Origin of the sequence: Vibrio sp. TBV020, assembly GCF_046056895.1 — a bacterium.
Lineage (GTDB): Bacteria > Pseudomonadota > Gammaproteobacteria > Enterobacterales > Vibrionaceae > Vibrio.
The window spans coordinates 1-23,552 of the sequence record NZ_JBEEAQ010000002.1 but is presented as its reverse complement, the minus strand read 5'-3'; the positions used below and the strand labels follow the sequence as shown (position 1 = coordinate 23,552).

35 protein-coding genes are annotated in these 23,552 nt (G+C 42.2%); 27 read left to right on the top strand and 8 right to left on the bottom strand.

Annotation, left to right across the window (positions count from 1 at the left end):
• Nucleotides 1-25: 25 nt before the first annotated feature.
• Both AAFX28_RS07385 and AAFX28_RS07380 read right to left on the bottom strand, forming a co-directional pair.
• A complete protein-coding gene (locus AAFX28_RS07385) occupies nt 26-367 on the bottom strand; it encodes a hypothetical protein (protein WP_408686870.1) in 342 nt (113 codons plus the stop codon).
• 127 nt (nt 368-494) lie between these two features.
• Nucleotides 495-1,085, bottom strand: coding sequence for a response regulator (locus tag AAFX28_RS07380; RefSeq protein WP_408686869.1), 591 nt, complete (start codon nt 1,083-1,085; stop codon nt 495-497).
• Between the two features lie 521 nt (nt 1,086-1,606).
• On the opposite strand from AAFX28_RS07380, the gene AAFX28_RS07375 reads away from it, so the two are divergent.
• From AAFX28_RS07375 to AAFX28_RS07365, 3 genes are all read left to right on the top strand, one after another.
• On the top strand, nt 1,607-1,999 hold the full coding sequence (locus AAFX28_RS07375; RefSeq protein WP_408686868.1) for a hypothetical protein: 393 nt from the start codon (nt 1,607-1,609) through the stop codon (nt 1,997-1,999).
• A gap of 314 nt (nt 2,000-2,313) precedes the next feature.
• On the top strand, nt 2,314-3,807 hold the full coding sequence (locus tag AAFX28_RS07370) for a hypothetical protein (protein ID WP_408686867.1): 1,494 nt from the start codon (nt 2,314-2,316) through the stop codon (nt 3,805-3,807).
• A gap of 526 nt (nt 3,808-4,333) precedes the next feature.
• A complete protein-coding gene (locus AAFX28_RS07365) occupies nt 4,334-4,495 on the top strand; it encodes a hypothetical protein (RefSeq protein WP_408686866.1) in 162 nt (53 codons plus the stop codon).
• A 121-nt stretch (nt 4,496-4,616) separates the two neighbouring features.
• Here the strand turns inward: AAFX28_RS07365 and AAFX28_RS07360 are convergent, their stop codons facing one another.
• Nucleotides 4,617-4,826, bottom strand: a complete 210-nt coding sequence (locus AAFX28_RS07360) for a hypothetical protein (RefSeq protein ID WP_408686865.1) — start codon at nt 4,824-4,826, stop codon at nt 4,617-4,619.
• Nucleotides 4,827-5,301: 475 nt separating this feature from the next.
• On the opposite strand from AAFX28_RS07360, the gene AAFX28_RS07355 reads away from it, so the two are divergent.
• Both AAFX28_RS07355 and AAFX28_RS07350 read left to right on the top strand, forming a co-directional pair.
• On the top strand, nt 5,302-5,547 hold the full coding sequence (locus tag AAFX28_RS07355) for a hypothetical protein (protein ID WP_408686864.1): 246 nt from the start codon (nt 5,302-5,304) through the stop codon (nt 5,545-5,547).
• A 1,006-nt stretch (nt 5,548-6,553) separates the two neighbouring features.
• Nucleotides 6,554-6,715 carry a Hok/Gef family protein gene (locus tag AAFX28_RS07350; protein ID WP_408686863.1) on the top strand — a complete coding sequence of 54 codons (162 nt, stop codon included), beginning with the start codon at nt 6,554-6,556 and terminating at the stop codon, nt 6,713-6,715.
• A gap of 79 nt (nt 6,716-6,794) precedes the next feature.
• On the opposite strand, the gene AAFX28_RS07345 is transcribed toward AAFX28_RS07350, so the two are convergent.
• Nucleotides 6,795-7,715 carry an integrase domain-containing protein gene (locus tag AAFX28_RS07345; protein ID WP_408686862.1) on the bottom strand — a complete coding sequence of 307 codons (921 nt, stop codon included), beginning with the start codon at nt 7,713-7,715 and terminating at the stop codon, nt 6,795-6,797.
• 1 nt (nt 7,716) lies between these two features.
• Nucleotides 7,717-7,965, bottom strand: a complete 249-nt coding sequence (locus AAFX28_RS07340) for a hypothetical protein (protein WP_408686861.1) — start codon at nt 7,963-7,965, stop codon at nt 7,717-7,719.
• A 792-nt stretch (nt 7,966-8,757) separates the two neighbouring features.
• Between AAFX28_RS07340 and AAFX28_RS07335 the strand changes: the two genes are divergently transcribed.
• The 17 genes from AAFX28_RS07335 to AAFX28_RS07255 all read left to right on the top strand — a co-directional run bounded on the left by AAFX28_RS07335 (nt 8,758) and on the right by AAFX28_RS07255 (nt 18,837).
• Nucleotides 8,758-9,201, top strand: a complete 444-nt coding sequence (locus AAFX28_RS07335; protein ID WP_408686860.1) for a single-stranded DNA-binding protein — start codon at nt 8,758-8,760, stop codon at nt 9,199-9,201.
• Nucleotides 9,202-9,216: 15 nt separating this feature from the next.
• Nucleotides 9,217-9,447, top strand: a complete 231-nt coding sequence (locus tag AAFX28_RS07330) for a hypothetical protein (RefSeq protein ID WP_408686859.1) — start codon at nt 9,217-9,219, stop codon at nt 9,445-9,447.
• Nucleotides 9,448-9,542: 95 nt separating this feature from the next.
• Nucleotides 9,543-9,815, top strand: a complete 273-nt coding sequence (locus AAFX28_RS07325; protein WP_408686858.1) for a hypothetical protein — start codon at nt 9,543-9,545, stop codon at nt 9,813-9,815.
• Entirely contained in the window at nt 9,815-11,941 is a 2,127-nt protein-coding gene (locus AAFX28_RS07320; protein WP_408686857.1) for a DNA topoisomerase III, read from the top strand. The genes AAFX28_RS07325 and AAFX28_RS07320 overlap by 1 nt, the downstream gene beginning before the upstream one ends.
• 149 nt (nt 11,942-12,090) lie before the next feature.
• A complete protein-coding gene (locus AAFX28_RS07315; RefSeq protein WP_408686856.1) occupies nt 12,091-12,681 on the top strand; it encodes a DUF6012 family protein in 591 nt (196 codons plus the stop codon).
• Nucleotides 12,682-12,761: 80 nt separating this feature from the next.
• On the top strand, nt 12,762-13,136 hold the full coding sequence (locus tag AAFX28_RS07310; RefSeq protein WP_408686855.1) for a hypothetical protein: 375 nt from the start codon (nt 12,762-12,764) through the stop codon (nt 13,134-13,136).
• A 216-nt stretch (nt 13,137-13,352) separates the two neighbouring features.
• Nucleotides 13,353-13,586: a hypothetical protein gene (locus tag AAFX28_RS07305; RefSeq protein WP_408686854.1), complete on the top strand. Its 234-nt coding sequence runs from the start codon at nt 13,353-13,355 to the stop codon at nt 13,584-13,586.
• Complete coding sequence (locus AAFX28_RS07300) at nt 13,573-13,839, top strand: hypothetical protein (RefSeq protein ID WP_408686853.1); 267 nt, start codon at nt 13,573-13,575, stop codon at nt 13,837-13,839. Before AAFX28_RS07305 ends, AAFX28_RS07300 begins: the two co-directional genes overlap by 14 nt.
• A gap of 6 nt (nt 13,840-13,845) precedes the next feature.
• Nucleotides 13,846-14,073: a hypothetical protein gene (locus AAFX28_RS07295; RefSeq protein ID WP_408686852.1), complete on the top strand. Its 228-nt coding sequence runs from the start codon at nt 13,846-13,848 to the stop codon at nt 14,071-14,073.
• 290 nt (nt 14,074-14,363) lie between these two features.
• Nucleotides 14,364-14,594 (top strand): hypothetical protein, encoded by a 231-nt coding sequence (locus AAFX28_RS07290; RefSeq protein ID WP_408686851.1) that lies wholly within the window; start codon nt 14,364-14,366, stop codon nt 14,592-14,594.
• Between the two features lie 114 nt (nt 14,595-14,708).
• Nucleotides 14,709-15,203: a hypothetical protein gene (locus tag AAFX28_RS07285; protein ID WP_408686850.1), complete on the top strand. Its 495-nt coding sequence runs from the start codon at nt 14,709-14,711 to the stop codon at nt 15,201-15,203.
• On the top strand, nt 15,184-15,735 hold the full coding sequence (locus AAFX28_RS07280; RefSeq protein WP_408686849.1) for a hypothetical protein: 552 nt from the start codon (nt 15,184-15,186) through the stop codon (nt 15,733-15,735). The genes AAFX28_RS07285 and AAFX28_RS07280 overlap by 20 nt, the downstream gene beginning before the upstream one ends.
• Nucleotides 15,736-15,848: 113 nt before the next feature.
• Nucleotides 15,849-16,826: a PcfJ domain-containing protein gene (locus AAFX28_RS07275; protein ID WP_408686960.1), complete on the top strand. Its 978-nt coding sequence runs from the start codon at nt 15,849-15,851 to the stop codon at nt 16,824-16,826.
• A gap of 131 nt (nt 16,827-16,957) precedes the next feature.
• Nucleotides 16,958-17,305 (top strand): hypothetical protein, encoded by a 348-nt coding sequence (locus tag AAFX28_RS07270; RefSeq protein ID WP_408686848.1) that lies wholly within the window; start codon nt 16,958-16,960, stop codon nt 17,303-17,305.
• Nucleotides 17,302-17,874, top strand: a complete 573-nt coding sequence (locus tag AAFX28_RS07265; RefSeq protein WP_408686847.1) for a hypothetical protein — start codon at nt 17,302-17,304, stop codon at nt 17,872-17,874. Before AAFX28_RS07270 ends, AAFX28_RS07265 begins: the two co-directional genes overlap by 4 nt.
• A 105-nt stretch (nt 17,875-17,979) precedes the next feature.
• Nucleotides 17,980-18,273, top strand: coding sequence for a hypothetical protein (locus tag AAFX28_RS07260; protein ID WP_408686846.1), 294 nt, complete (start codon nt 17,980-17,982; stop codon nt 18,271-18,273).
• 264 nt (nt 18,274-18,537) lie between these two features.
• Nucleotides 18,538-18,837 (top strand): hypothetical protein, encoded by a 300-nt coding sequence (locus AAFX28_RS07255; protein ID WP_408686845.1) that lies wholly within the window; start codon nt 18,538-18,540, stop codon nt 18,835-18,837.
• 79 nt (nt 18,838-18,916) lie between these two features.
• On the opposite strand, the gene AAFX28_RS07250 is transcribed toward AAFX28_RS07255, so the two are convergent.
• From AAFX28_RS07250 to AAFX28_RS07240, 3 genes are read right to left on the bottom strand one after another with little or no spacing between them, the layout of a single operon-like run.
• On the bottom strand, nt 18,917-19,231 hold the full coding sequence (locus AAFX28_RS07250) for a hypothetical protein (RefSeq protein WP_408686844.1): 315 nt from the start codon (nt 19,229-19,231) through the stop codon (nt 18,917-18,919).
• Nucleotides 19,228-20,007 carry a DUF4225 domain-containing protein gene (locus tag AAFX28_RS07245; RefSeq protein WP_408686843.1) on the bottom strand — a complete coding sequence of 260 codons (780 nt, stop codon included), beginning with the start codon at nt 20,005-20,007 and terminating at the stop codon, nt 19,228-19,230. The genes AAFX28_RS07250 and AAFX28_RS07245 overlap by 4 nt, the downstream gene beginning before the upstream one ends.
• Nucleotides 20,004-20,477 carry an Hcp family type VI secretion system effector gene (locus AAFX28_RS07240; RefSeq protein WP_408686842.1) on the bottom strand — a complete coding sequence of 158 codons (474 nt, stop codon included), beginning with the start codon at nt 20,475-20,477 and terminating at the stop codon, nt 20,004-20,006. The genes AAFX28_RS07245 and AAFX28_RS07240 overlap by 4 nt, the downstream gene beginning before the upstream one ends.
• Nucleotides 20,478-20,957: 480 nt before the next feature.
• On the opposite strand from AAFX28_RS07240, the gene AAFX28_RS07235 reads away from it, so the two are divergent.
• The 5 genes from AAFX28_RS07235 (at nt 20,958) to AAFX28_RS07215 (ending at nt 23,314) form a co-directional block, all read left to right on the top strand.
• Nucleotides 20,958-21,404, top strand: a complete 447-nt coding sequence (locus AAFX28_RS07235) for a DUF3577 domain-containing protein (protein WP_408686841.1) — start codon at nt 20,958-20,960, stop codon at nt 21,402-21,404.
• 115 nt (nt 21,405-21,519) lie between these two features.
• Nucleotides 21,520-21,792: a hypothetical protein gene (locus tag AAFX28_RS07230; RefSeq protein WP_408686840.1), complete on the top strand. Its 273-nt coding sequence runs from the start codon at nt 21,520-21,522 to the stop codon at nt 21,790-21,792.
• Between the two features lie 104 nt (nt 21,793-21,896).
• Nucleotides 21,897-22,436 carry a hypothetical protein gene (locus AAFX28_RS07225; protein WP_408686839.1) on the top strand — a complete coding sequence of 180 codons (540 nt, stop codon included), beginning with the start codon at nt 21,897-21,899 and terminating at the stop codon, nt 22,434-22,436.
• Nucleotides 22,437-22,518: 82 nt separating this feature from the next.
• Complete coding sequence (locus AAFX28_RS07220; RefSeq protein ID WP_408686838.1) at nt 22,519-22,860, top strand: hypothetical protein; 342 nt, start codon at nt 22,519-22,521, stop codon at nt 22,858-22,860.
• A gap of 94 nt (nt 22,861-22,954) precedes the next feature.
• A complete protein-coding gene (locus AAFX28_RS07215) occupies nt 22,955-23,314 on the top strand; it encodes a hypothetical protein (protein ID WP_408686837.1) in 360 nt (119 codons plus the stop codon).
• Nucleotides 23,315-23,552: the final 238 nt, after the last annotated feature.

Genomic DNA, 23,552 nt, shown 5'->3' with positions numbered 1-23,552 from the left:
ATTACTCAATAACCTCATTTTTGCTTTAGCTCTTGATATTCTTGTTAAGAAACAAAGATGGTTTGGAGTTTTCTGTGTACTTTCGGGCTTGAGCGTCTAAAAATTGTTGTAACAATATTAAGAAATAATGACGTTGTTTTTGTTTCAGAAGCAGGAGTGTTGCTTGCTCGAAGGTGTGTTCGTGTCGGTTCACTTGATTACGAATCTTACGTGTGTCTCTGGGGCTTAATAAATAGACTTCTACCTCAATAATTTTTCTCGCTTCAGACTCGTTAAAACCCTGATCATTGAGTAGTTTCATGCACATATGATGTAACATATTATTTGGAATTAGCCGTGCTTCGATGGTGTTCTTAGGTAATGGCATAATCGATTTCTCTTTCAGTGTAAGTGGTGAGAATCCATGCTCAGTTATTCCATGTTTGTGATAAGGTGAAAAATATTCTTTCCTGCTTGGAAAGCTTTATTCATATTTGGTGGCGTCAGTCACGGTCTTATGCTCGTTGAAGTTCCATTATCTCAATAATGGAATTAGCGTTGTATTTTTCTAGAATTCTAGATTTGTAAGTGCTAATCGTCTTTGAGCTTAAAGATAATAGTTCTGAGATTTTCTTGTTTGAGTAACCTTTAGACAAGTAGCTAAATACCACAGATTCACGCTCTGATAGGTCAGGGAACTCATGCATTGAAGTAGAGCAGTGTTTGAATACCGAATACCCTCGGTATACCGCCAAAATGGCATCATTAATTAATGAAGTGTCTTCTGTCTTAAGTACGTATCCATTAGCGCCGACATTTTTGGCTGTATGGTTAAAGAGAGGATTACTGTTTGAAGAAACAAATAGAACCTTACCTTTATAGCCACCTTTTCGAATACGTTGAATGAAATCTAAGCCATTCCCATCATTAAAATCGACATCAAGTATGATCATATCAATATTCTGCTCACGAAGAATACGGTGCGCATCTTTTATCGAATTTGATTGGAAAGTATCAGTTTGAATAGTGATGCTGTTGACCATTGATATGAGAGTATGTCGAACAATGGGCTGGTTATCTAAGATAAGTGCTTTGATTGAGTTCATTGGATGTCCTCTTTGAATAGATTTGTTTAATAATCCCTCCTGGATACATTTCGATTGTTTATATGATAAAGGACGTCTTTATGAAAATGTGGAAAGTCGTCATTCCAAATTGGAAACTTCATGTTTGGAGATGGTCTGGGGGCAGTTAAAAACTGAGCGAAACCGCTTGAAAAATAAACAAGAACTTAAGCTGATAGCTCGGCTTCAAGATGTGTTAGAGCGATGGATTTAGTCATTTCGTTATGAACTCTGATTAGGTGTGGGCAGGAATGTGTCTTTTTGACGAATTACAAATCTTCGTTTATTTTAATATGAACTCCAACTGATTCACTCACAATACGTGAACACTAGTACTAATAATCGAGGTAACTTATCGGTTGAAGGTTAGGGGTAGCTCCTATTATTAGTTGATGAAATCTCAAATGAGTCATTGTGAATCCTAATTGAAGTGATCCCACTCGGGAAGCTTCGCTGAGAGTCTTATGCTAAAAAGCTCTTCAGCATGTAATTAGGATATTACTATGCCTGTAAAAACATTCCACATTCCATCTGAAACAAAGAAACATTACAAAAGCATCTCATACGAAACCCTACTGGCAAGTTGGCTGTTACAAGATGGGTGGGAAGTATTTATGCCCATGATCGATCATGGAATGAAGACAGATGTCCTGATTTCAGATGGGAATAAGTTCTATCGTATTCAAGTGAAGTCGGTAGAGTGCCTTGATGAAAAGACTTTTGTTAGTGCTCAATGGCAGAGCACCAAGATAGATTATGTTATCTACTTCTCAAGATGTGCAAATTGGGGATATATAACGCCACCTTTTGAGGGACGGAGAAGAGTCAATCATCGAGAGCATATAAGGTTTCACCAACATCCTGAGAATTTTCGTAAAGCTTTCTACAAGGCTTAATAAAAATGAATCTGTAATACGAAGCTGATTAAGTGTTCTTTATTCAGCAATCGATTCGCCTGATGAACGCTATGATAGTTGATGACTTGCAACTCGAAAATGCCCCAAAACGAGTTTAAAACACACTCAAGCAGAATGATCTAGTTGATATTCCGCTAACCAAATTAATACGATTCATTCTTGAAGCAAGTGCTTTTATCCCGCAATCGTGCTCTATTTCTACATTAACCATATTCTTAAATGGGATGCCGTAGTGTAAAATGATGCTCATAAGATGTTCAATAGGGCATATGTAACTTCGCTTGGGGATAACTATGAATGAGCTTGATTGGAGTTTTTTCAAAGGAGAGAAATACACTAATAGAGGGAACATTACTCGTGTAGCCAAAGGTTATATCGAGTATTTAGGAATTTTAAAGAAGAAAGGGTGGACTCTCAATGGAGACTACTTCAACAATCAAACTAAAGTTGAGTTAGTTTGCGATAAAGGTCATGAGTTCCAACAAAAGCCACATGGAACTAAGAGTGGTGATGGATGTTTAGCATGTTCTGGACGATGCCCCAAACAAGCAAAAAAGGATTATCTTGAATTATTGACTAAAAGGGGTTGGGTTTTACGAACAGAGTATGTAAATAACTCAAAAAAAGTCGGACTCACTTGCGAAAAGGGTCATGATTTCGAACAAAGGCCTTATCACACAAAGGGAGGTGATGGATGCCCTGTGTGTTCGGGACAATGCCCAAAGCACGCAAAAAATAAATATCTTCAATTATTAGATGAACGAGGATGGACTCTCGTTGGTGAATATAAAGGGGTTCGAACAAAGGTCAAGGTAATATGCAATCAAGGACACGAGTTTGAGCAACGTCCTAGTGATGCTAGAAGAGGTTATGGATGTACTTTTTGTTCTGGATTACATCCTGAACTAGCAAAAGAAAGATACCTGTCATTGCTTAATGAAAAAGGGTTTACACTATGCTCTTCATATAATGGAACTCAATCAAAAGTTAAATTAAGGTGCTCTTATGGGCATGAATTTGAACAAACTCCAGCAAGTACTAGCTCAGGTAAAGGATGCTCAGTATGTTATGGGAATAACTTAGAATCGGCTAAAAAAGATTATTTAGATTTACTAAAATCTGAAAACTGGACTTTGCTTTCCGAGTATATAAGCGGTTCTGTTCATGCTGATGTAAGATGTGACAATGGTCACACTTTCCAGCAAACACCATCTAACTTTAAGAGAGGGAAGAGGTGCCCCGTATGTTCTGGAATGTGTAAGACTCATGCAGAGCAAGAATTTAGACAATTAGTTGAGAGTAGAGGGTGGACAATCCTTTCTGACTATAAAACAGCTAAAGATAAAGTTCAGTTAAAATGTGAGAATGGGCATTTATTTGAGCAAGCGCCAACAACAACGACGAATAAGCTAGGGATTGGTTGTCCAGGTTGTGCTGAATATGGGTTTAACTCTGAAGAGCCATCGCGATTTTATGTTCAGGAGCTAAGTAATGAGTTTGGGGTTTATTCATATAAATTTGGCATTACGAACAATGACTCTTTAACTCGCATGAACAAACAATCTTCTCTTTCCAAGTTCACACATAGGTTGCTGATAGATAAAGGGTTCGACAAAGGTTTAGATGCGCTTAATCTAGAAAGGCTGGTAAAAAAGACATTGAAAAGTGTTTATGTTGCCAAAGAAGACATGCTAGATGGTTATACAGAGACAATAAACCCTAGTGATTTTGATAAGCTGATAAACATCATAGATACATATAGCATTCCACCAGAGAACAGTGATTAGACTGCGAAATATACTCTTAGAAGCAAATAAAGAGGTTTAGCGAATGAGCTTCTTTATTGTGGGAGTTAGAGCCACCTGTGAGGTGGCTCTTTCCGTTACTTTACGATCTATAAAGTAACATGATGATGAGTAGTGCCCCTATAGCATTGATCGGAGATAAATGCGTCAACAACAAACCCAGAACTAAACCTATATTAAGTTTCATTCGTTCACCAAAAAGTGCTTGAGTGTAAGGCCAATGAATTGACTGGTGGCTCAAGCCTGCTTACAAAATTGCAGCTCTTACAGGGATACAACCCGCCTCGCGTACAGCATACCAATAAGGTCATACAGTTTCAACGTGCCACAGTAATTGCCACTATAGATATAAACTTCAGGATATATTTTATTTTGTAGAAACTTGTCTATAAAAGCCTGCTAGCACACTTTTGTCCATTTTTAAGGTGGCTAGTGTAGTAGCCTTGTCATTTTTATAGCCAAGAAAAATACGTACGAAATTCAGTTTCCTCAAAGAATAGGATGAAATGTGAGCAAATCACCCAAACCGACAAAAAAGCAGAAACAATTTACTATCAACCCGAAAGGGAAGGGCATTAAGCGGATACCTGAAGAGTTGAACATAATGGATATCCGCAAACGTATAGCAGAGATTGAGGAACAGAGAGAGTGGGACAAGGAGTGGGGTTAATGAGCTCTAGATGCCTCTCTGAACTCATTAATACGACGCTTCTTATTCACTCTGGAAAGCTAAGTAACTGGGGTAGAGACACACTGACAGGCTTGTTAAATCAGCTTAACCGTGAGCAACCTCAGTTTTCGGTGTTATCAACCCAGCCTTCATCAAACGTAAATCGACTCAGCACCCGCTCCATTAAGTCTTTGATTTCAATTTGTTTAGTACCCTCTGGCGCATGATGCTCTGCTGAACGTTTAGCGTTCGTTAGATTCTTCATAAAGATAGCTTCGTTGTCCATCACGGTGTGTTTCGCGTTGAAGTAAACGACCTGGTAGGTCGGCATAATATTATTCCTTCTGTGGAGACGTGATGCTTTCAATATAGCACTGTATCGCACACTGATACTTTTTGGCTGACAAATGGCATAGTAAATGGAGTAGTGCGTGGTTACGGTGTGATGTAGATTATGGTAGTACTCAAAATTTTTTTGGATCTGTATAACGGAATTGTTGGTTTACTAGGTTAAGATTAACTCAACCTCTATTCAACACTCTGACATCTTAATGTTTAAAGGTTAAGATGTCAGAAGTCACTTTTGATACCGTTCGCTACTATCTCGTACGAGATAGAATAAATTCAAAGTCTTCGCTTTCCTATTAATCCTCTCTTTGGTTGGTGCCTCTTTGTTGAGGTCAATCTTGCACGCCTTCAGTTTTATCTATAATTAAACGGTATGTGTTAATCCGCAATTTACGTAGCTATGAGGTAATTACCTCATAATGGCTATAACTATAAATAAAACAGAGGGAGTGTTTTGCATGGATGCAAGAATCGATACCTACCGATTAACGTGGAATGTCGTAAATAGTGACGGGGTGATCCGACTTATGTTTGTCGATGACGATGAATTTTTAGAAATGACCTTTAAAAACGCCTCTGAATTTAATGCAGTGGTCAACATCTTACAAAATGAAGATCCTGTGTATTTCAATCGCACTGAAAAGCTGATTTACACTGGAACCAGTTATGTATTTCAAGAATTAATGGGAGTGCAAGAAGAGTAAGGCGACGTAATTATAACAACGTAGGTTAGGTTGCCGCGCTGAAAGGTGCGGCTTTTTAACTCTGGAACTTCACTATTTGGGGAAAATTCCTTTGTGTAGTTTTTGTCCCAACACTATTTATTGGACCTTTTCCCAAGCTCGACATCTAAGTATATGGGACAGTTTTATGACCTGTTGCCTTTGTTATCTTTTGGGGGAATATTGTTTCCTCACTTCAATAGTGCATAAACCATTCGTGAACTTAAACGCCAGCTTAGCCGCTGGCGTTTTTCATTTCTGGTTCTATTTGATACACTGTCTGCAGCTGTAGCCCGTACTGGCTAGCAGTACAAGCACACGAGGGTAACGCCTCTTAAATGGCTTTCTGAGACGTGTCGCGGTTTCTCTCTGGGAAATTGGAAAGCATTATCAACTTCACAGGACGTGCCTGTGCAATTCGACTTGGCCACTGCGCTATTTTAACCGCTCTTTTCGTAATGAGCTTTTCACTTCATGATCGAGTCGATCGTGCAATTTGTCATATCTGGTGCATAAGGTTCTGAGGGGGATTGGCTGTACCATCTAATAAACTCAAGGAGAAATTTTCTCGATTCATCTACAGTCAGTGTTAGGGCTGGCAAGCTGAAATCATGCTTGAATGATTAATTCGTGGGCTGGCCACGTCGCCGAAAGGCGTAACTTAAGATGTACTGTAGAAGGCTTTCACTTGCTCAAAAATACAAGTGGGAGCCTTTTGTTTTCTGGGGTGGGTTCAAAAAAGTGTGCTAATGCGTTAACAATGAAGAAGCGTCAGAAATGTTCGTGATTTGAAAGGTTTATGGTAGACTTGCGCTCGGGTGCTCTTGGCTTATCTGTCAGGAGTGGCTGACTTGACTCATCTGCTTACTGCAGATAAATCAAAGCCCCGTTATCCGGTTACTGTTGACGCAGTAACTTTCATTTAACGAGGCCAAGATGATGTGCAACAAACTCATTGTAGAGCCTCTTTACTGTGGAGGCAACAAAAATGCCGAAAAATAAAACAGCACTCGCAGGGCTGATGGTCCTGTGTTTTACGTTTTTGTGCAGCTTATGGCTGGTTCGAGACTCACTGTGTGAGGTGCGATATCAGGATGGGAGTACAAGTTTTCTGGCTCAATTTGTTGTCTACGAAACAACAGTGAAGTAGAGCTGGACGGGAAGGAGGGTTACAGGAGCCCTCCTTCCTGATTCAGTTTGTGACGCATGGCTTAAGAGCGCCCTTATTTTCACGAACATGTACCTCGATGAAGGTAGTGGGGAGTGATCTCTTTTCTGAAATGACCGAGTTCTTGGCTGATGATTTCTAATTTTTCTTCGTAATTTTTATCGGGTATGGAACGATGAAGTCGATCTTGCGCATAAGCGTATCTCAATCCATGAGCACCATGTGACCAGCCTAGAACACGCTTAGAGGCCTGGCTGAAAGCATTCGTAAATTTCTTTCCACCAGGGATGTCGTATCGGTTAACGATTGTACACTTTCGATCTTTAATTTTTCGGGGTTCCTCAAGACGGTGTTGTTCCAGTTTTTCAGCTAAACAATGTGGGATCATGACTGCTCGATACAACCCTCCCTTTCCTTTCACTATGTATTTTGCTCCTTCCGAACCTGTGAATAAATCACTCCGCCATTGACGTTCTGTTGATACAGAAGCTTCGTCAAATCGTTGGAGTGTGAGTAACTCTTGTACTCTGAGTCCAGCAGTAAAACACAAGGCCGTCGCTAACTGATTCCTAGGGGTCTGGTGTGTCATTATTTGATAAATTTGCTCATGGGTGTAAGCCCTATTAACCCACTCTCTTGGATCTGGTTTTCCTTCAATGTAAAGCCGACGATCGGGGTTATGTAAATAAACGATCCTTTCTAAAACACGTCGTTCATTATCAAGAGTTTTTCTCCCTACTTTATTTGCTCTTAATGATAAATAATCTAATGCCATTTGTGGTGTGATATCCATCAACATGGTTGCACCAATATGTTCTTGAATAAATGCCGCCGTTTCGACATGTCGAAAAAGAGTTGCCTGACTTCTTAACTTTTCTTTTGCTTCTTTCTTATTTTTTCCCAGTCCAAAGTAATGGAATGTAAAGAAGTTCATCGCTTTTCGCTCAAATTTCTTACGTAGAGAAGATTTTCTTGCGGGCATGTTACTTTCCCCATTGCTGTATTTTAAAAGCAACTTGGGTGTGAGAACGTTGAACGTTCTTATATGTCAATAACCATTTTGCAATATCAGAATAAGAGCATCCCATTTCATATCTAAAAAACAAAATTTCGGACTGATAACGATCTAATGGTGATCCCTTTTTTTGAGATTGTTTGGTTATAGATGTCGAATTATAATCAATGTCCAAATACCCATTTTCAATCAATTCATTAAATAGATGATTCTTCATGATTTATTACCCTGGTAATTTCATATAAAAAAGGATCACTTCTCCATACAACATGCGTCATATAGTGTAATTGACTCAAGGATATTTTTATGTTGTGTTTTTTGTCAAGCCAAATAGAAATCTTTTTATAGCTCATATTAAAGTGCCTCAATAAAAGGATCTCTTTTTTGAATGCCTCAAGTTTTGATGTTCTTTTTCTCTTCAACTGTTGAGTTTGCTTCATTTGCTTGATGATCTCTTTTTGATATTTCGGCTTCATAATAAATGCTCAGTTAAAAATGTTTCCTGTATGACTTTAAGGTAAGAATTTGCCTCAGTAAACCACAAAAACCGCCCAGAAGTGTTGCAGATTGTTCCCCTCAACGCTGAGCAAGGCGATCAGCGTTGAGGGGAACGGCTGGATACTGGGTGGGATTTCGGGATTCGTTGAGGCAAGCAGTAAATAAATGAGGCATCCAATAGAAATAACACCACTGGGATTGTATGAAAGAGAAAAGAGGAGCTGGGCGACAACCTTTGATTTGAATCAAACTATTTGCGAGGTGAGGCAAGAGGGGGAAAGAAAAAGCAATGAGGCAGTCAGTTAAAATAAGAAAAGGCTTATATTTGTGTCAGCATGATAAGTAGTTTTGGTTTTATGGCGCAGACTTATCTCTAGTATAACAGAATATTTTTGAAAAATACTCGATAAAAATATTTTAAAAAAATATTTTTGTTTGGGATTTTTCTATTGACCTTTTGCTAGTGTAGTGAGGCAGTTTTCTTTACTCATGAACACAAGGAAATAAAAACATGGCAAAAGGCATCTTTATTTTTGATGGCAACATAGGCAATGCACCCGAATTGCGTTATCAACCTGCCAATGAACGCTCTCATGGTGAGCCAAGACCTTTACTCAAATTTAATGTCAAATACGACCGATTAGTGAAAACCAATGACCCAAATAATGCCTATGAAGATAAAGGAGGTTTTTGGGTGGCGGTTGATTATTGGGATAAGGATGGCGACGAGTTAAGTAAGTTATTACTGAAAGGGATGCGAGTGCGTATTGAAGGGGAATTACGCATGGATGTCTGGGAAGATAAAAATAACCCCGGTCAAATGGTCTCTGGAATGGCATTAACCGCCTCTTCCATTGCTATTTTGCCACGACGCATTGAATCGTTAATATTAAAACCAAGTCAAGGGTTACCTTCACAACATAATATGGCGCCGGCTCAAGAGCCTGAGCTGTAAATAAGGAGTCATGGCATGAAAGGGGTAAATTTAACCAATGCCATTGCTGCTTTGCGTGCCCGGGTTCGGGCACGTCACAGTGGTGATAGCGATACATTGGCTCAGGCGGAGTTGTCCGTCAAAGCGCAAGAGCCCTGCAGCTCACAAGTCCAGCAGGCACTGATTGGTAACACAGAAGGAAAGACCTTATCGAATGTGACGGCCACTTGGGTGAAGCAGCGTCTCTCGGCCAAGGAGTCTTCATGAATCATTATCTCCTGCTCAATCCTGTAGAGCCTCATCCCAATAGGACAGTGCTTTATAACCAGACCCAAGAGACCACGCACCCTCTGGAGCCAGCGATGTATATTCAACTGCAAGCGGAAGCCCTGTTTGGGGTCAGGCTCGGTGCGGCTCGCTTAAGTGAGCTGCTGATTTTGCTTTATGGTTACGCTCAAGCCAAAGAGGGCACCAAAGCTGAGACGATGGATGTGAGGCAAGCCAGAGAAGACGTCGATACGGATGCGCTCTATCACAACGAGGCGTTAGCGCGTTCTGGGTTGTATGCAGCGATTCGGCAATCGATACCCGGTGACGTTGTCACTGTGTCTGAGCAATTAGCGGAGGTGAGGTAATGCGTCTGTTTCTATGTGAAAAACCTTCACAAGGTCGAGACATTGCCAAGGTGTTAGGTTGCCATGAAAAACTGGATGGTGCTTTGCGTGGCAATGGGGCTGTGGTGACGTGGGCAATTGGTCATTTGTTATCGCAAGCTGACCCAGAGCTCTACGATGAAGCACTGAAAACCTGGTCTTTTGATCCTCTGCCGATTATCCCTGATATCTGGAAGATGGTGGTGCCTGCCGATAAGAAAAAGCAGTTCAACATCATTAAAAAGCTGCTAACCAGCGCAAGCGAGGTGGTGATAGCCACCGATGCGGACCGTGAGGGGGAGGTGATTGCCAGGGAGATGTTGGATTATGTCGGTTATACCGGCTCTGTCTCTCGTCTTTGGCTCAGCGCTTTGGATGAAACCAGTATTCGTAAAGGGTTGGAGAACTTAAGGCCGGGCGCTGAGCACGAATCACTGTATTGGGCCGGATTAGGGCGTGGCCAAGCCGACTGGCTGATTGGCATGAACTTAACTCGCCTGTGTTCATTGATTGGACGTGAAGTGGGATACCGTAACGTTCTGTCTGTTGGTCGTGTACAAACTCCAACGCTGCGTTTGGTGGTTGAGCGAGACTTTGCCATTGCTAACTTTGTCTCTAAGCCGTTTTATGACGTAATCGCCGAGGCGGGATTTAAAGCTAAATGGCAAGTGCCGGAGTCTGTTTCTGATGAATCGGGTCGCTGCTTGTCTCAAGAGGTAGCGAACCAGGTCGTGAGTCAATGCCAAGGTAAAGCCGCTCAAGTTACGGTGTTTGAAACCAAACGTAAAAAGGCCAAACACCCTGCGTTGTTCTTCTTAGGCACATTACAAAAAGCGATGTCGTCACAATATGGTTATACCGCCCAGCAAGTGCTTGATACGGCGCAGGCTCTGTATGAAAAACACAAGCTGACCACCTATCCACGAACCGATTGCGCGTACTTGCCATTAAGCCAGCAAGGCGAAGTGTCACAGGTTTTAAGTGCGTTGAGCTCAAGCGCTGAGTTTGCGTCAATCTGTCACGATGCGGACACCCATATTAAAAGCGCCTGTTGGAATGATAAGAAAGTGGCAGAAAGCTCCCACCACGCAATCATTCCCACCGCGAAGTCCCCGGACTTGTCTGAGCTCAGTGAGCGTGAACGCAACGTCTATCTGGCGATTGTGCAGCGTTATGTCGCCCAGTTCTACCCTCATGCCGAAGACGATGCCACGGTGATTGAATTGCAGTGCGGAGTACATCGTTTTAAAACCACCGGCAAAGTGGAGCGGGTGAAAGGTTGGCGTGTGGTGACCAAAGGCGAAGAAAAAGACGAGGGGAAAAGCAAAAGCGAAGAGCACGCAGAGCAATCGCTCCCTACGCTGTCTATCGGTCAATCTGTCACGCTAAACCCTGTTACCTTGGTAAGTAAGAAGACCACCCCACCGGCTGCGTTTACCGAAGGGACGCTCCTCGATGCGATGGCCCACATTGCTCGCAGTGATAATGTACCTGAGCAGTTTAAAGCCATTCTTAAAGAGACCGCGGGACTGGGAACGCAGGCGACCCGTGCTGCCATTATCGAGACGCTAAAAAAACGGGGCTTTATTGAAACAAAAGGTAAAAAGCTCATCAGTACTGCCGCAGGGCGAGGGCTTATTCATGCACTGCCTAATGAAGTGAGTAACCCTGTCATGACCGCGATTTGGGAGCAATCACTGGAAAGCGTGGCTAAAAAAGAGATGAGCTTAGAAGCATTTATGCAAAACCAGGAAGGGTTTGTGCGAGCGATTGTCGGTAAGGTGAAATCCGGCGAGCTGACGATTAACTTACCTAAAGTTGTCGAGCCCGAGGCGCCGTGTCCATTATGTGGTAAGACGATGCGTCTTCGCAGCGGCAAGAAGCCGTTTTGGGCGTGTGAAGACAGAGACAACTGCAACCTTGTTCTCGACAGCGTGCGCGGTAAGCCGGCGAAAAATCAGAAGTGCTTGTGTGGCAAAGGGGTATTAGTGCGCAAGAGTGGCAAAAACAAAGGCAGTTTTTACTGGAGCTGCAGCGCTTGGAAACAAGGGTGCACTAAACGTCATTTTGATGACAAAGGTAAGCTTGGTCAGGAGATTTTATCATGAATCAGACAGAAAGTTTCACCATTTACCGACTTCGGCCAGGCATGCTCTTGGTTGACTGTGGATAGAGAGCAGCAACAAGGTGTTTGTTCAAACTGTCTTGATGTTTTAACCGAGTCTAAGTACGACCGAATTGGCGCTGTTAAGGAGCAATGATGTTATTGCATTTAGTACCACAAATCATAAATCGCTATTCGAATGTTAAGGTGGAATTGATTGACGTTCAGCTCCCAGAGCTCAATGTGGTTCTTATGGGTGGCAAAGAGTTGGTTGTTAGACAGCCATTTCCAAATAAAACTTACTACGTTGCGTGTCGAAAAGCAGGGCGCAAAGCCATACAGGGCGTGTATTTAGAGGTTGATAAACCATTAACTAATTTTTCGGTGCTTACACGTTGGAAAGCGCAGTCTGTATGGTTTGAGAAGGTGCTGACTCATAGAGTGAATTATATGATTACTGATACGGATTTTAATGTGGTCAGTGATGATCATACTTTGCAGCCTATTCATTTCAGTTCCTCCCCACCGGTTTATACGCAGCCTCGCATGGATGTTCTTATAGATGAACATCATAAACGTGGAGAGCTGTCTTCATTGAAAGATGAAGACGAAGAAGGGGTGATGGTCAATAGAGTGGAAGACATTACTCTATCAACATTCGAAAAGGAAAAACTGTTAAAAGCAAGTCAACACAATAACCGTTTACCCACTTTCGAGCAGCGATTTATTGTTCAGGGGTTATAGCTTGAACGTTACAAAGGAGAAAGAGCTTGCTTGGTGAAGAACGCAGACAAATTAGAAATTAACGACTAAAGGGGAAAGTGATGGTTACAGCAAAAGGTAAAACACCATTTTCAGATGCAGTAGAAAACGCTGAAAAAGAAGTGTCAAAACAGTGTGAGTTTTTAGGTCATGGTCGAGTCATGCAAATCGCGTTAGGCAATCTTCCTAAAGAAAGTTTAATTGTGGGAACCCTAGTCGCAAGGTACTTAAAAGAGGGGATGAAAGTGATTAATCCGCTTGATGCAAATGGCCTGCCTGTCACTATTTTTAGAAAATCTCTTATTGGTGGTAAGACCTTTGAGCAAGATGAAATTTGTTTTGAGTGTGAATTGGGCTCTGCGAGTGTAAGAGCTACTGATGTTCTTTTTTTGGTAAGTGATTCAATTGATATAAATACTTATCACAAATCAGAGTAAGGGAGAAAGAGAATTCAATATGAGAATGCTGACGGCGATAACAATGACGTTATTAGTGTCTTTGGGGCTTATTACCTGGGCAGAGGTGCCGGGACGCTTTTATTAAAGGTGAGTCTTTGGCCTCAAATCCCTATGAAGGGATTGAGGGTGAGCTCTGGACAGAAGGGTGGCTTGATGCCAGTGAAGAGAAACAGAAACAAAAATAGAGGGTGAAAAATGGTGATTACCTATCCGACATTAAAAGAGGAGTCTATCCAAAGGCTCAAATATCCAGACCGAATGATAGTGATGGTAAACGGCGTGTATGAAGGGATTGAGTTCAACGAGACGACAGTGTTCCTTTGTGATGATGGCCGGATTTTAAATGAACATCAGCAATCCTTTGAAGAGAAGGTTGAGCAGGCGCTGAATATCATTTTAGATGATGAGTTGAGCGATGAATTTGACTAAAGCGTTGGACTGGGCGTCGCCACCTTGCCCTCATATTGTCCAGGTATGGAAAGAAGGGTATATCGACCCTGGCTTTGGGTTTGTCAAGGCAACATTAGTGGGTGAAGTTGAGGCGAAATCCCTTGCTGATGCCATTAATAAGTTGACCGAAGATGGGCGTATTCATCCTCAATACTTAAACCCAGATAAAACTGCGATATTAGGGTGCCGGCTTTTTGATAATGAACGTGAGGCAAGAGCGGTTTTTGGGTGAGGAGTGATGATAGTCAGCAAACCGGTTCGCTCTAACGAACCTGATTTACTCATAGGCCATGAACATCAACCGCTGCGTATTGTTAACTTACAAGGTGAATTGGTGGCTCAGTATTGTGCATCTGTTAGCGGTTGGACGCATGATGCGTTGGAGTGCGTGGATTATTTTTCTGTGAGTCCGGATGGTTGGGATGCTTACTTAAGCGACCAATGGATTGGCAGTAGTGAGGTTTGATGCAGCCGGGTTGTCCTAACTGTCATGGTAATGACATAAGTCATCGCTTTTCTGCTATAGGGAGTGTGCGTAATGGTTGGTATTGCGAACAGTGTGGTGCGGGTCCTTATCGATTGGGGACGCAGGAAGAGGCGAAGCAGAATGTTAATACGGAAGCTCAGGCGGCGCAATTTGCTCTCTATTTGATAAATGGGCTATCTAGCCGACACAAAAAATAGGCAATTAATGTTTTAACCTGGCTTTTCGCCGAGCCTGGTTTGATGGTTTTGATACGTATAACGGTGAGAGTAATGAGACAGTTCTTAACTGAACAGCAATTAGAGGCGTTGTTATCACTCTATTCACAGCGAGAGTTTCCAGAGAGAACTCGGGAAGCGGTTCGGCTGCGTATTATCAACGGCCATACCTATGAGTTGGTGGAGTTTGTGACGGGTGTATCGAGACGCAACATTTTCAAAGGAGTGAAGAAGTTGGAAAAGGCTCACGAAGTGATGATGAAAACCTACGGAGCTCAAAGATGAGCAAACCTATTGAGATGACGTTACTGGCGTTCTTTCACCACTGCCGCAAACCGGGTTATTACATTAAAGTCGAGCAAGTACTCTCTTTAGGTGGACTTCGAGTGCCGGATAATTATGGGGGGGGGGGCTTATGGCCAAGCGTATATTCAGAAAAAAAGAGGGCATTACTCCTTTGTTGGGTTGTGGACGTTGCAAAGTAAACCCAGCAGACAACCTATCTGGGTTCAGGGCACGTTCTGCCTGAAAAAAGGCAAAATCTACTTTGAAGATGGGGTGTCTGAACACTATTTGCGCCTTTTTTATACCGTGTGTCGTTATTTGAATGTACATAAACGAAAAGTTGACCTCTGCTATCGTCAAGCTTGCCATCAGCAAAGGCTCGCGTGGGATGACTATTACGCAGCGTCCACTTCAGAGTTGGCGAAAGATGAACAATTCGGCAGCTGGTTTTTAGTTCATGATTTTAAGCCCTTGTTTTGTGGTGAAGTCGTCACACACCATTCTGACATCAATTTGGATGTATTTGACAGAGTGGTAACCGAGCCGGCATTCGCGTGGTTTCAGGCGCTGGAATTAAAGGAGAGGGTGGATGGGCGCAGTATTACCTAATCATATTCAAAATACTCAAATGTTGCTGTCACCCAACACAATGAATACGCTGCAACAGCGCTTTGACTTTCATCGACATCACAATCCTATTATGGATTGGTTGGATTTAAGCCGATTACTGAGTGCTCAAACCTGGAAACGGATGGTTAAGCCGGTTGAAACCGAGACGCAAGAGACATTGGTGATATGTGGGCTTTATCGTCTCGTTAAAATTAAGAAGACCGGGCAAGTTAAACTGCAACGAAAAACGTTACGGTTAAATGCTCACGGTGAGCTTGATTGGCGCTGGGTCAATACACATTGGTGCCCTGAGTTTCCTCTGCAGACAGCAAGAGACCATCTGAGTTACGAGTTCAAAAAGACACTGAAATCCGTCGTGGAGGCCTTACTTGTCGATTTGACGAAGCAAGGGGTCAACACCATTGTTATGTCAGTGAAGACCAGTAAAATGCCGTCATTTTCAGATATTGACTCAACCCTTGTCAGGTTTTCTCTCTTGATATTCGTCAGAAGTGGACGAGACAATGGCTAACGAGGCGGTTAACTCTTCAATTCTCATCCATTGCTCAAGGGGTTGAAGGCGGAAGTCGAGCCCTCTATAAGCATCTTTGGTCTTTTGTTGATAGGCGTTATCTCTCTTTGCATATGAAAATCCATCAGTCGGCATTGAGAGAAGTGACGTTTAAAGATGTGTATCAGCTGAGCCGACATCGCTTTGATGTGTCGATGTTTGAGCAAAACAGCACCTGGTTACCCTGGTTAAAAAAACTGCCTCTTTATCACTACTCTCATCCCAATCTGTTTAGTTATGAAGTGCTGCGCCCACTGTTAGGCATGTCCGTGAGTAAAAAATCCATAAGGCGTATCAACCAACAATCAAGAAAAGTGCAAACGTATTTGATTCAAGGGATAGGCCGTCATGAGCAATATCTGGAAATCATTAAGTTATTGCAGAAATATCCACCCAGGATTGTCTTGGATGTATTTGAAGCGCTAAACGAAGAAGTGTACTGGCGAGTGGATGAGGAGCTTCAAACGCTTTTGTTCCCAAGAGTGCGTCTTATCGTTGGACGTTGGGCCGAGTATTTCATGCCGATGGTCGGAAAAGTCAAAGTCAGAAAGCAGCGAGAGCAGTGGCAACGAGCGCTGATGCAACTAAAAGATGTGCTGGGGTGGCTTACCAACACCAATGGGCAAGTGCATAAGAATCAAACTTGGTATGCCCTCATGCAGCAGCACGAACGTTGGATAGAGCAGTTGAATGCAGAGCAATTGGCTAAGGCTGCAGAAATAGACGCATTGACCTGGGAGGGGGCAGAGTGGACGGATTTTGATTCGAAAGGTATCGAGATTAAAGAACTCACCACCGGTCTTGAGCTCAGAATAGAGGGGCAGGAGATGGAGCATTGTGTTTTCTCGTATCTCAATAGCTGTGTCAGGGGGCGGTATCGAGTGTTTTCGTTGAGAAGTGACAATGAACGAGCGACTTTGGGCCTTTATCAACACCCGGTATCGCAACACCTCCAATACGACCAATTGCGAGGAGCGAGAAACCAATTGAGCAGCAAAATCATGGAGCAAATAACTCAAATGTTGATCTCGCAAATCAATGCAAACGTGTGAGTTTGAGTGAGAAAATGATGATTTTCAAAAGAATGAGTTGTTTCCCACAGGTTTTCTAAAGGTCGTTTATTTATATGCAATCACTTTGTTATACTATGCCCTGTTTATTTATGGGGTTATGTGAGAAGCGGATGAGAAAGCAAGTGGTTTATCAAGTGACAGTAGCCCATGCTTTGAGAGACGTGCTTATTAAAGTCATGGATGAAGCGATGCTAGCGCCTTTTGTTGTCATTCTGTGGGGAACGATTGTTTTATATAAAATGCCAGCATATGCGATGGTGGCGTTGGTTCATGAGATGCTGAATATCATAAGTAGTGGTCAGTCTATTGGGTGGGTCGTTGCATTGATTTTTTTGATAATGTGGGGCGGACAAGTCCACTTAATCCAAAGACGACACAGACGTGAACTTGATGATGTTCAACGTAGAGCAGTTGCTGCTTATAATCGTAAGTTACGGAAATCGAAGGTGAAAGTATGAATATGGCTTGGGTTATCTTGGTAAGTATATGCTTGATGGTGCTGCATTTTACCTATAAACAAGTTTGGGTTAAAACGAGACAGTTGGCAACTCAAAGGCAATTATTGGCACTACAGACTCAATTAAGAGAGACGTTAGTGGAAATAGAGCCCCAAAGCGACGAAAAAACACTCAATACTATTTTGATGATAGATGATGGTCTTAGTCGGGCGATTGAATCGGTTGATAAGTTATCATTGAGCTATTATTTGGGGTATTGGTCTCAGGCTCAGGGAGTTCAGAGCCAGGTAGATCGAGACCGAGCCGCAAACTTTAGACGCCGATTGCACGATGCTGATATGCAATGCCTCTACGAGATGGTAGATCATGCTAATGATCTTCTTTATCAACAGTTAAAATGCAATGCGTTATTAGCCATTTTATCACTTGCTCCTTTCGCTTTGTTGTTTTGGTTTGCTGTACTTTTTATTGATGCAATGAAACGAACTCATAAAAAGGCGTTGCAAAAAATGAAGGTTGATATGTTTTGGCAAATTCAAAAAGGAACATCTTTCCCCACATTGTCTTAGTAGGGAGAAGTTGGCACTTTACGTAGCGATGAGATCACGACATCGTATAATGATGGTAAACTATGGTTCATCCTTGTTTTCACTTGCAATATAACGATAAACAAAATGATAGATTTAGAGCAACAAGCCGCGCAGAGCAAGCGAGCGTTTAAACAAAGCTTAAAGGCCTACCTCAATCAATTTGATGAATTCACTGATACCCCTGACATGAGTGCGATTGTCCAGTCGATGAAACCGATTATTTTCCAAGAAGCAATGGGAGTGGTCAGTCATAAAAAGCATCTTGTTGCTCAAGTATTAGGGGTGAATCGAGGCGTTTTAGCTAAAACATTAAAAAGTTATCCTCATTCTCGGCAAGATACGGAATCTTTTGTTGTATTGGATGAGGTGGATAAATAAAATCGTATCTAGGTAAACCTAATTCGGCTTTATTCTGGACATATTCAAAAGTTGGTCACTGACTTTGATAGTGACAAGCACACGAGTGTAACGGCTCTTAAATGGCTTTCGGGAGCGTGTCGCGGCTTCTCTTAAGAGAAGTTGGAAAGCATTTTTTCACAGGACGTACCTGTGCTCGAAACCCTTTACTACCACCCACACGGGAAAATAATTTCCCAGTGGGGACATTGTTTTCTTTGTGTCAGCGTTCATGGAGAAAATAGTATGTCTGGAGTAATGATTGTCTCTGATCAAGTTGTACCACTGGTTGATTTACCAACTCAACTTAAGCTGGAGCATTCTACGTGTTGTAGCGTGTTTTGGTCTTCACAACGAATGGAAAATTATTTCGCTTGGAATGAAGAGAAAGCCGATCGTATTATGGTTAACTTGTATCAAAGGGCGAAGCGCTGGACAGAGCGTTTTCCTAACGATAAAAATGTTTACAAGCATGTCTTGAAGCATTTGCCTAAATGGCGTAAAGATGTGCTCAGTGCGTTGCAATGGCAACGTGAGCATCATTGAAAAAGAGCCTCTGACGATTAGTTAGAGGCTCTTTTTTGTTGTGTGGAGATTCAAGGGTTAGGTGGCTCGTTAGGTAAAATTAAACCCTATCTTTATGCTTGGGGTGACAAAAAAAACAGATAAATAGGAAAATAGCCAAGGCAAAAAATTGTATATAACCAGGTAATTGCAGTTGAGTAACTAGAAGATCTTGAAAAAAGAGTATTTCTTCTGCGGGGTAGCCTCCTTTGGTTTTTCCTCCATATATAAACACCGAGAAGAATTGCGCACCGCTTATTGCCATGAGTAAATATTTAAAGACAAATATCATTCTTTCTGAACGGACATTGTTGAATTTCTTTAGGAAAAATACCCAAACGATAGAAAAGGTAATGAATGTGATGTTGGCAATCATTGGAATAGTTCTTTATTCAAAGAGCGTAGAGTGTAGCCATCTGCTAGGACTTCCGTTGTTAAAGCACCCTTGCTCATAGTTTGATACCCTCTGAGATAATCTTCTGCACTGTATCTAAACAATTTAAATTGCTTGGCTTTTTGGGTTCTTGTCCAGAGCATGGGCTTTAGGTTTGGTTTTGAAGTAATTTGATTTGCGTCTGTGGCGCTTTTGACGGTTGTTGTTTTCGCAAGGGCACCATAGGCGGATAACGCTAAATCTGCGCTGTAATAGGCAATATCTCCGTGGGACTTCGAATAACCTAATGATTCGGCCACGTATTGGTAACCTTCTCTAACAAAACCTGTAGCATTCTCTTCCCCATCCCAGAAATACTTTCCGTTTTCATACACGTTGTTGGCTCCATGACCCATCATCGAGGTCCCGACAGAACAAAGGTAAGCCGCTGAATACCAACATATCGCACCACCTGTCGTGATTTGCATAACCCCTGCAACAAAGCCAATCCCTTTTTTCATGATTAAACTGCCTTGTTCCATCAGGCTGTATTGCTCTTTTTTCAGTGCTTTAAATACCGCTTCTTTACTCTTTTTTCCACTTTTAAAGTCATTGACGAGACATTGCTCGAACCTATCAACGTCACGAACAAACTGGTGCTTTAACATACCATTTGAAATATACCGGTTAGAAAGGGTGACCGCTTGCATTGTGAGGCCTTTCCCCGCTTTTTCGACTTCCCGAATATCCCAGGAGTCCGGCGTTTTCTTATTTCTCATTTCAGTAGAGCTTCCCAGGTTTCATAGCCCTCCGTGCCAGCTATGTTGTGCTTCCAAATGATATCTCGATAGGACAACGAGAGCTCTTCGGACATCTCTTCATCCCCAGCTTGAAGAACGTTGGGTTGAGTAAATGATAGGGTGGTAATGAGCGCATCGACGAGCTCAATGGTGTAGAAGTTCTCGTTATACCCTTGCTCATTGGTGCGATAGAAGCGGAGGGTGCACTGCTGATGCTCTTGCTTTGAAAAGGCATTACCAAGCAGTGGGGAGGCTTTATCAATGGGCTTAGTGATGAGCACTTCAGCTGGGCCTCCGTGCTTACTTAGGGCAAAGTTGCAAGCGAGCACCGTGATTTCATCGCAATGAGAGGCTTGAGCTTTATTGCCAATGGAATCTTTTGTATTACAACCTTTAGAGAGAGGACCTTGAGTCTTTCCAGTGATGGAAAGGTATGCCGTATGAGCCATGATTAATGGATCCAATAAACGAGAATGTCTATGAACATTCAAAAATTAAACCAACATTAAGCGCTTAAATATCAATGGATTGTATTGGCTGAATCAATATTAAGGTAATATTTGTTTAAGCATGGGTAGTTTATTGCTTAGGGTCGGTTAAATGTTTCTCTATTTATTGTGGCATCCTCAATTGAAGAGAAAGGATTGATTCATTTAGTGATAAAAATCACTTTACAAGCCTAAATGTCCTGTTACTCTAACTGTGTTCAAAAGTTGTACACTGACTTTGATAGTGTAAAGCACACGAGTGTAACGGCTCTTAAATGGCTTTCTGGAGCGTGTCGCGGCTTTTCTTAAGAGAAGTTGGAAGGCATTTTTTCACAGGACGTACCTGTGCTCGAAACTTTTTTATTACCAACCCACACGGGAAAATTATTTTCCTAGTGGGGATATAGTTTTCTTTGTGTAAGCGTTCATGGAGAAAATATTATGTCTGGTAACAATCAAAAACAGTTCTTCGACCTCATTACAACTGGATTCGGTTACATTAACCGAGCGCGTTTAGTGACACCGAAGAAAGGTGACCCGTTTTACGCTATGACTATTGCTGCTTTACGTGGTGATGAAGGCGAAACAACGTACATAGACTGCAAAGTGGTGGGTACAGAAGCGATTAAGCTTTGTGAATCCCAAAACATTGGACAGTTTGACTTCAGTCCAAAGGGCTCTGATAAAGGAACGATTACGTTCTCTATCGGCGATTTGTACTTAGATGAGTTTACTTATTCAAGTGATCATCGAGATGCATCGAAGGCAGGCACAAAAGGGTTTAACCTGAAAGGCCGATTGCTCAAGATTAAGTATCTTAAGATCAATGATGTTGTGATTGTGACCTCTGCTAACAAAGAGAGTTCAGAGCCTCAACAAGCGGCTTGATAATAAACTGACTACCCCGATGCTTTTCGCATTGGGGTTTTTTATTTCTACCCATAGGGGACTCGATCCCCTTGGGCATCGTTTCTCCTTTTTATTCGTAACTAGGAGAAACACGATGACTCAACTAATGGGAAATACATCAGCAATACAATTACTGGAACGTTCTTATTTCACCGTGAACTTTCAGAGACTTTCTGTATCTGAAATCGAGATCACTCATTTGGATGAAGTTCGATTGGACGCTATTCGCCCTGACTTATCAAAAAGTCACTGCGTTGTTCATTTCGATGAATTTAAGAATGTGATAAATCTTTCATTAGTAGATCAAACGTTTAAGGTTGCTAACCCTAAACATTACACCAACTACCCATCCTTTAGTGAATGCTAAGGATAATTGACTTGATAAGCCTTGCAGGGCTTTTATTTACCCATAGGGGACTCGATCCCCTTGGGGCATCGTTTCTCCTTTTTGTTCGCAATGAGGAGAACGATATGACTGAACAAATGATGAATCAGGATGAACGTAATGCGTTTGTGCTGGAGAATGTACTCGATACTCAAGGTTATTCTTCTGAGGTGAAGTGTCCAAACTGTGGCCAGTCTGCGGAAAAACGCAACTTTGATGAATGCCTTGGTGGTTGCATCAACTCGGTTTATTCCATTGATTGTGACCATTGTGGTCACCACGAATGTGATCAAGAGTTTTGCTCTACATGTGAATCAAGCCATCATGAAACAGAGAGCTTTAATTATGATATAAGCAAATCTGAGCAATGGTTATTGTGCTTCGATTTTATCGAAGAGCAGCTTCAAGAAGGTAGAGCGGTATCTGGTCTTCTCTGGACAGAGCTCAAACAGACTTTGTACAACGATGCGAGTGTCGTGAATGAGTTGTGGACATTGAACACATCGGCGTCTCTTGGTATTGAGGAAACACCCCAAGCGGTGATTGCTTGGTATCAACGTCGAATGCTTGATATTCGTTTCAACGTTCGTCTCGAAGAGCGCATTCAACATACAAAACTGAATTAATCATTATTAACCAACCCACAGGGGAGTCATCCCCTTTGGGGTTGTCTCTCCTTTTATCTTTATAGGCATTAGGAGAAACAACATGACTCAACCAATGGTGACCGTCACACTAGCCGGTGGACAGCAGATTGATTGCGATGTTGAAAAACATCACTATCAAGCCAACAAGCAAGTTGCACTGCAGTTATACACGGCAGCCACTGAGCGAAACCAAGCGGGGGATTCCTTTCCAGGTGAACCCATGGGCACTCCGACGGTGTGCTTTCCAGACAAGGCTTTTGGAGAGAATGAAACCGCGATAAAAGATTGCGATGAGTATGCAGGATTTCTGGATGCACTTGAGCAAGCGGGTATCGTGAAGCGTACGCCTAGAGCCATACATGGCCGGTATATTTCGTACCCTGTGGTGGAGGTGTTGATTTAACCATTTTTAACCACTCTGGCAGGAGCCTCGCTCCTGTTAGGATTGGGGTTTTCTGTCTTTTTTGTTATAGTAATGGCAAATAACAGGAAAAATAATGACGATGAATAGTCCAAACGAATTTACTCAAAAAGACTTGATGAAGCACCTGTTAGATACTGCGATGCACGCTGCAACGCGAGAGAATCTACAAAGTGTGGAAGAAAGTCTAAATCGACGTATCGACGAAGTTCGCACTGAGTTGAAGCAAGATATTGCAGATGTTCGTACTGAGCTAAAGCAAGACATTGCAGAAGTTCGAGGTGAATTGAAAGACGTCCGTACTGAGTTAAAACAAGATATTGCCAGTGTGAGTTCGAAACAAGATCGAATGCAATGGGCAATTTGTGGGACGATCATTATGGGAACAGTGACCTTGCTCTTTAAAGAGCAAATATTGACGGCATTATTTTCATAATCGTTATTTCTCAATCTCATCAACCCAAAGCCTCTATCTCGATAGGGGCTTTTTCTTTTACCCATCAGGGAGACCACTCCCTGGACTGGGCGTGGCTTCTTTGTTTATAAGGAGACTGCCCATGTCGGAAAATAAATGGGTTTACACACTACCTGCAGCACGTGGCATTCAAGCCGGTCGCTGCTTCTATAACCTAGCGATGCCAATGCGTGTTTTAGTGAAACTGCTGCGTATCGAT

What these genes read in the sequence shown, in the direction of transcription:
- AAFX28_RS07385 (WP_408686870.1), bottom strand. Translation starts at nt 367, where the DNA reads ATGCCATTACCTAAGAACACCATCGAAGCACGGCTAATTCCAAATAAT.
- AAFX28_RS07380 (WP_408686869.1), bottom strand. Translation starts at nt 1,085, where the DNA reads ATGAACTCAATCAAAGCACTTATCTTAGATAACCAGCCCATTGTTCGA.
- AAFX28_RS07375 (WP_408686868.1), top strand. Translation starts at nt 1,607, where the DNA reads ATGCCTGTAAAAACATTCCACATTCCATCTGAAACAAAGAAACATTAC.
- AAFX28_RS07370 (WP_408686867.1), top strand. Translation starts at nt 2,314, where the DNA reads ATGAATGAGCTTGATTGGAGTTTTTTCAAAGGAGAGAAATACACTAAT.
- AAFX28_RS07360 (WP_408686865.1), bottom strand. Translation starts at nt 4,826, where the DNA reads ATGCCGACCTACCAGGTCGTTTACTTCAACGCGAAACACACCGTGATG.
- AAFX28_RS07355 (WP_408686864.1), top strand. Translation starts at nt 5,302, where the DNA reads ATGGATGCAAGAATCGATACCTACCGATTAACGTGGAATGTCGTAAAT.
- AAFX28_RS07350 (WP_408686863.1), top strand. Translation starts at nt 6,554, where the DNA reads ATGCCGAAAAATAAAACAGCACTCGCAGGGCTGATGGTCCTGTGTTTT.
- AAFX28_RS07345 (WP_408686862.1), bottom strand. Translation starts at nt 7,715, where the DNA reads ATGCCCGCAAGAAAATCTTCTCTACGTAAGAAATTTGAGCGAAAAGCG.
- AAFX28_RS07340 (WP_408686861.1), bottom strand. Translation starts at nt 7,965, where the DNA reads ATGAAGAATCATCTATTTAATGAATTGATTGAAAATGGGTATTTGGAC.
- AAFX28_RS07335 (WP_408686860.1), top strand. Translation starts at nt 8,758, where the DNA reads ATGGCAAAAGGCATCTTTATTTTTGATGGCAACATAGGCAATGCACCC.
- AAFX28_RS07330 (WP_408686859.1), top strand. Translation starts at nt 9,217, where the DNA reads ATGAAAGGGGTAAATTTAACCAATGCCATTGCTGCTTTGCGTGCCCGG.
- AAFX28_RS07325 (WP_408686858.1), top strand. Translation starts at nt 9,543, where the DNA reads ATGTATATTCAACTGCAAGCGGAAGCCCTGTTTGGGGTCAGGCTCGGT.
- AAFX28_RS07320 (WP_408686857.1), top strand. Translation starts at nt 9,815, where the DNA reads ATGCGTCTGTTTCTATGTGAAAAACCTTCACAAGGTCGAGACATTGCC.
- AAFX28_RS07315 (WP_408686856.1), top strand. Translation starts at nt 12,091, where the DNA reads ATGATGTTATTGCATTTAGTACCACAAATCATAAATCGCTATTCGAAT.
- AAFX28_RS07310 (WP_408686855.1), top strand. Translation starts at nt 12,762, where the DNA reads ATGGTTACAGCAAAAGGTAAAACACCATTTTCAGATGCAGTAGAAAAC.
- AAFX28_RS07305 (WP_408686854.1), top strand. Translation starts at nt 13,353, where the DNA reads ATGGTGATTACCTATCCGACATTAAAAGAGGAGTCTATCCAAAGGCTC.
- AAFX28_RS07300 (WP_408686853.1), top strand. Translation starts at nt 13,573, where the DNA reads ATGAATTTGACTAAAGCGTTGGACTGGGCGTCGCCACCTTGCCCTCAT.
- AAFX28_RS07295 (WP_408686852.1), top strand. Translation starts at nt 13,846, where the DNA reads ATGATAGTCAGCAAACCGGTTCGCTCTAACGAACCTGATTTACTCATA.
- AAFX28_RS07290 (WP_408686851.1), top strand. Translation starts at nt 14,364, where the DNA reads ATGAGACAGTTCTTAACTGAACAGCAATTAGAGGCGTTGTTATCACTC.
- AAFX28_RS07285 (WP_408686850.1), top strand. Translation starts at nt 14,709, where the DNA reads ATGGGGGGGGGGGCTTATGGCCAAGCGTATATTCAGAAAAAAAGAGGG.
- AAFX28_RS07280 (WP_408686849.1), top strand. Translation starts at nt 15,184, where the DNA reads ATGGGCGCAGTATTACCTAATCATATTCAAAATACTCAAATGTTGCTG.
- AAFX28_RS07275 (WP_408686960.1), top strand. Translation starts at nt 15,849, where the DNA reads ATGAAAATCCATCAGTCGGCATTGAGAGAAGTGACGTTTAAAGATGTG.
- AAFX28_RS07270 (WP_408686848.1), top strand. Translation starts at nt 16,958, where the DNA reads ATGAGAAAGCAAGTGGTTTATCAAGTGACAGTAGCCCATGCTTTGAGA.
- AAFX28_RS07265 (WP_408686847.1), top strand. Translation starts at nt 17,302, where the DNA reads ATGAATATGGCTTGGGTTATCTTGGTAAGTATATGCTTGATGGTGCTG.
- AAFX28_RS07260 (WP_408686846.1), top strand. Translation starts at nt 17,980, where the DNA reads ATGATAGATTTAGAGCAACAAGCCGCGCAGAGCAAGCGAGCGTTTAAA.
- AAFX28_RS07255 (WP_408686845.1), top strand. Translation starts at nt 18,538, where the DNA reads ATGTCTGGAGTAATGATTGTCTCTGATCAAGTTGTACCACTGGTTGAT.
- AAFX28_RS07250 (WP_408686844.1), bottom strand. Translation starts at nt 19,231, where the DNA reads ATGATTGCCAACATCACATTCATTACCTTTTCTATCGTTTGGGTATTT.
- AAFX28_RS07245 (WP_408686843.1), bottom strand. Translation starts at nt 20,007, where the DNA reads ATGAGAAATAAGAAAACGCCGGACTCCTGGGATATTCGGGAAGTCGAA.
- AAFX28_RS07240 (WP_408686842.1), bottom strand. Translation starts at nt 20,477, where the DNA reads ATGGCTCATACGGCATACCTTTCCATCACTGGAAAGACTCAAGGTCCT.
- AAFX28_RS07235 (WP_408686841.1), top strand. Translation starts at nt 20,958, where the DNA reads ATGTCTGGTAACAATCAAAAACAGTTCTTCGACCTCATTACAACTGGA.
- AAFX28_RS07230 (WP_408686840.1), top strand. Translation starts at nt 21,520, where the DNA reads ATGACTCAACTAATGGGAAATACATCAGCAATACAATTACTGGAACGT.
- AAFX28_RS07225 (WP_408686839.1), top strand. Translation starts at nt 21,897, where the DNA reads ATGACTGAACAAATGATGAATCAGGATGAACGTAATGCGTTTGTGCTG.
- AAFX28_RS07220 (WP_408686838.1), top strand. Translation starts at nt 22,519, where the DNA reads ATGACTCAACCAATGGTGACCGTCACACTAGCCGGTGGACAGCAGATT.
- AAFX28_RS07215 (WP_408686837.1), top strand. Translation starts at nt 22,955, where the DNA reads ATGACGATGAATAGTCCAAACGAATTTACTCAAAAAGACTTGATGAAG.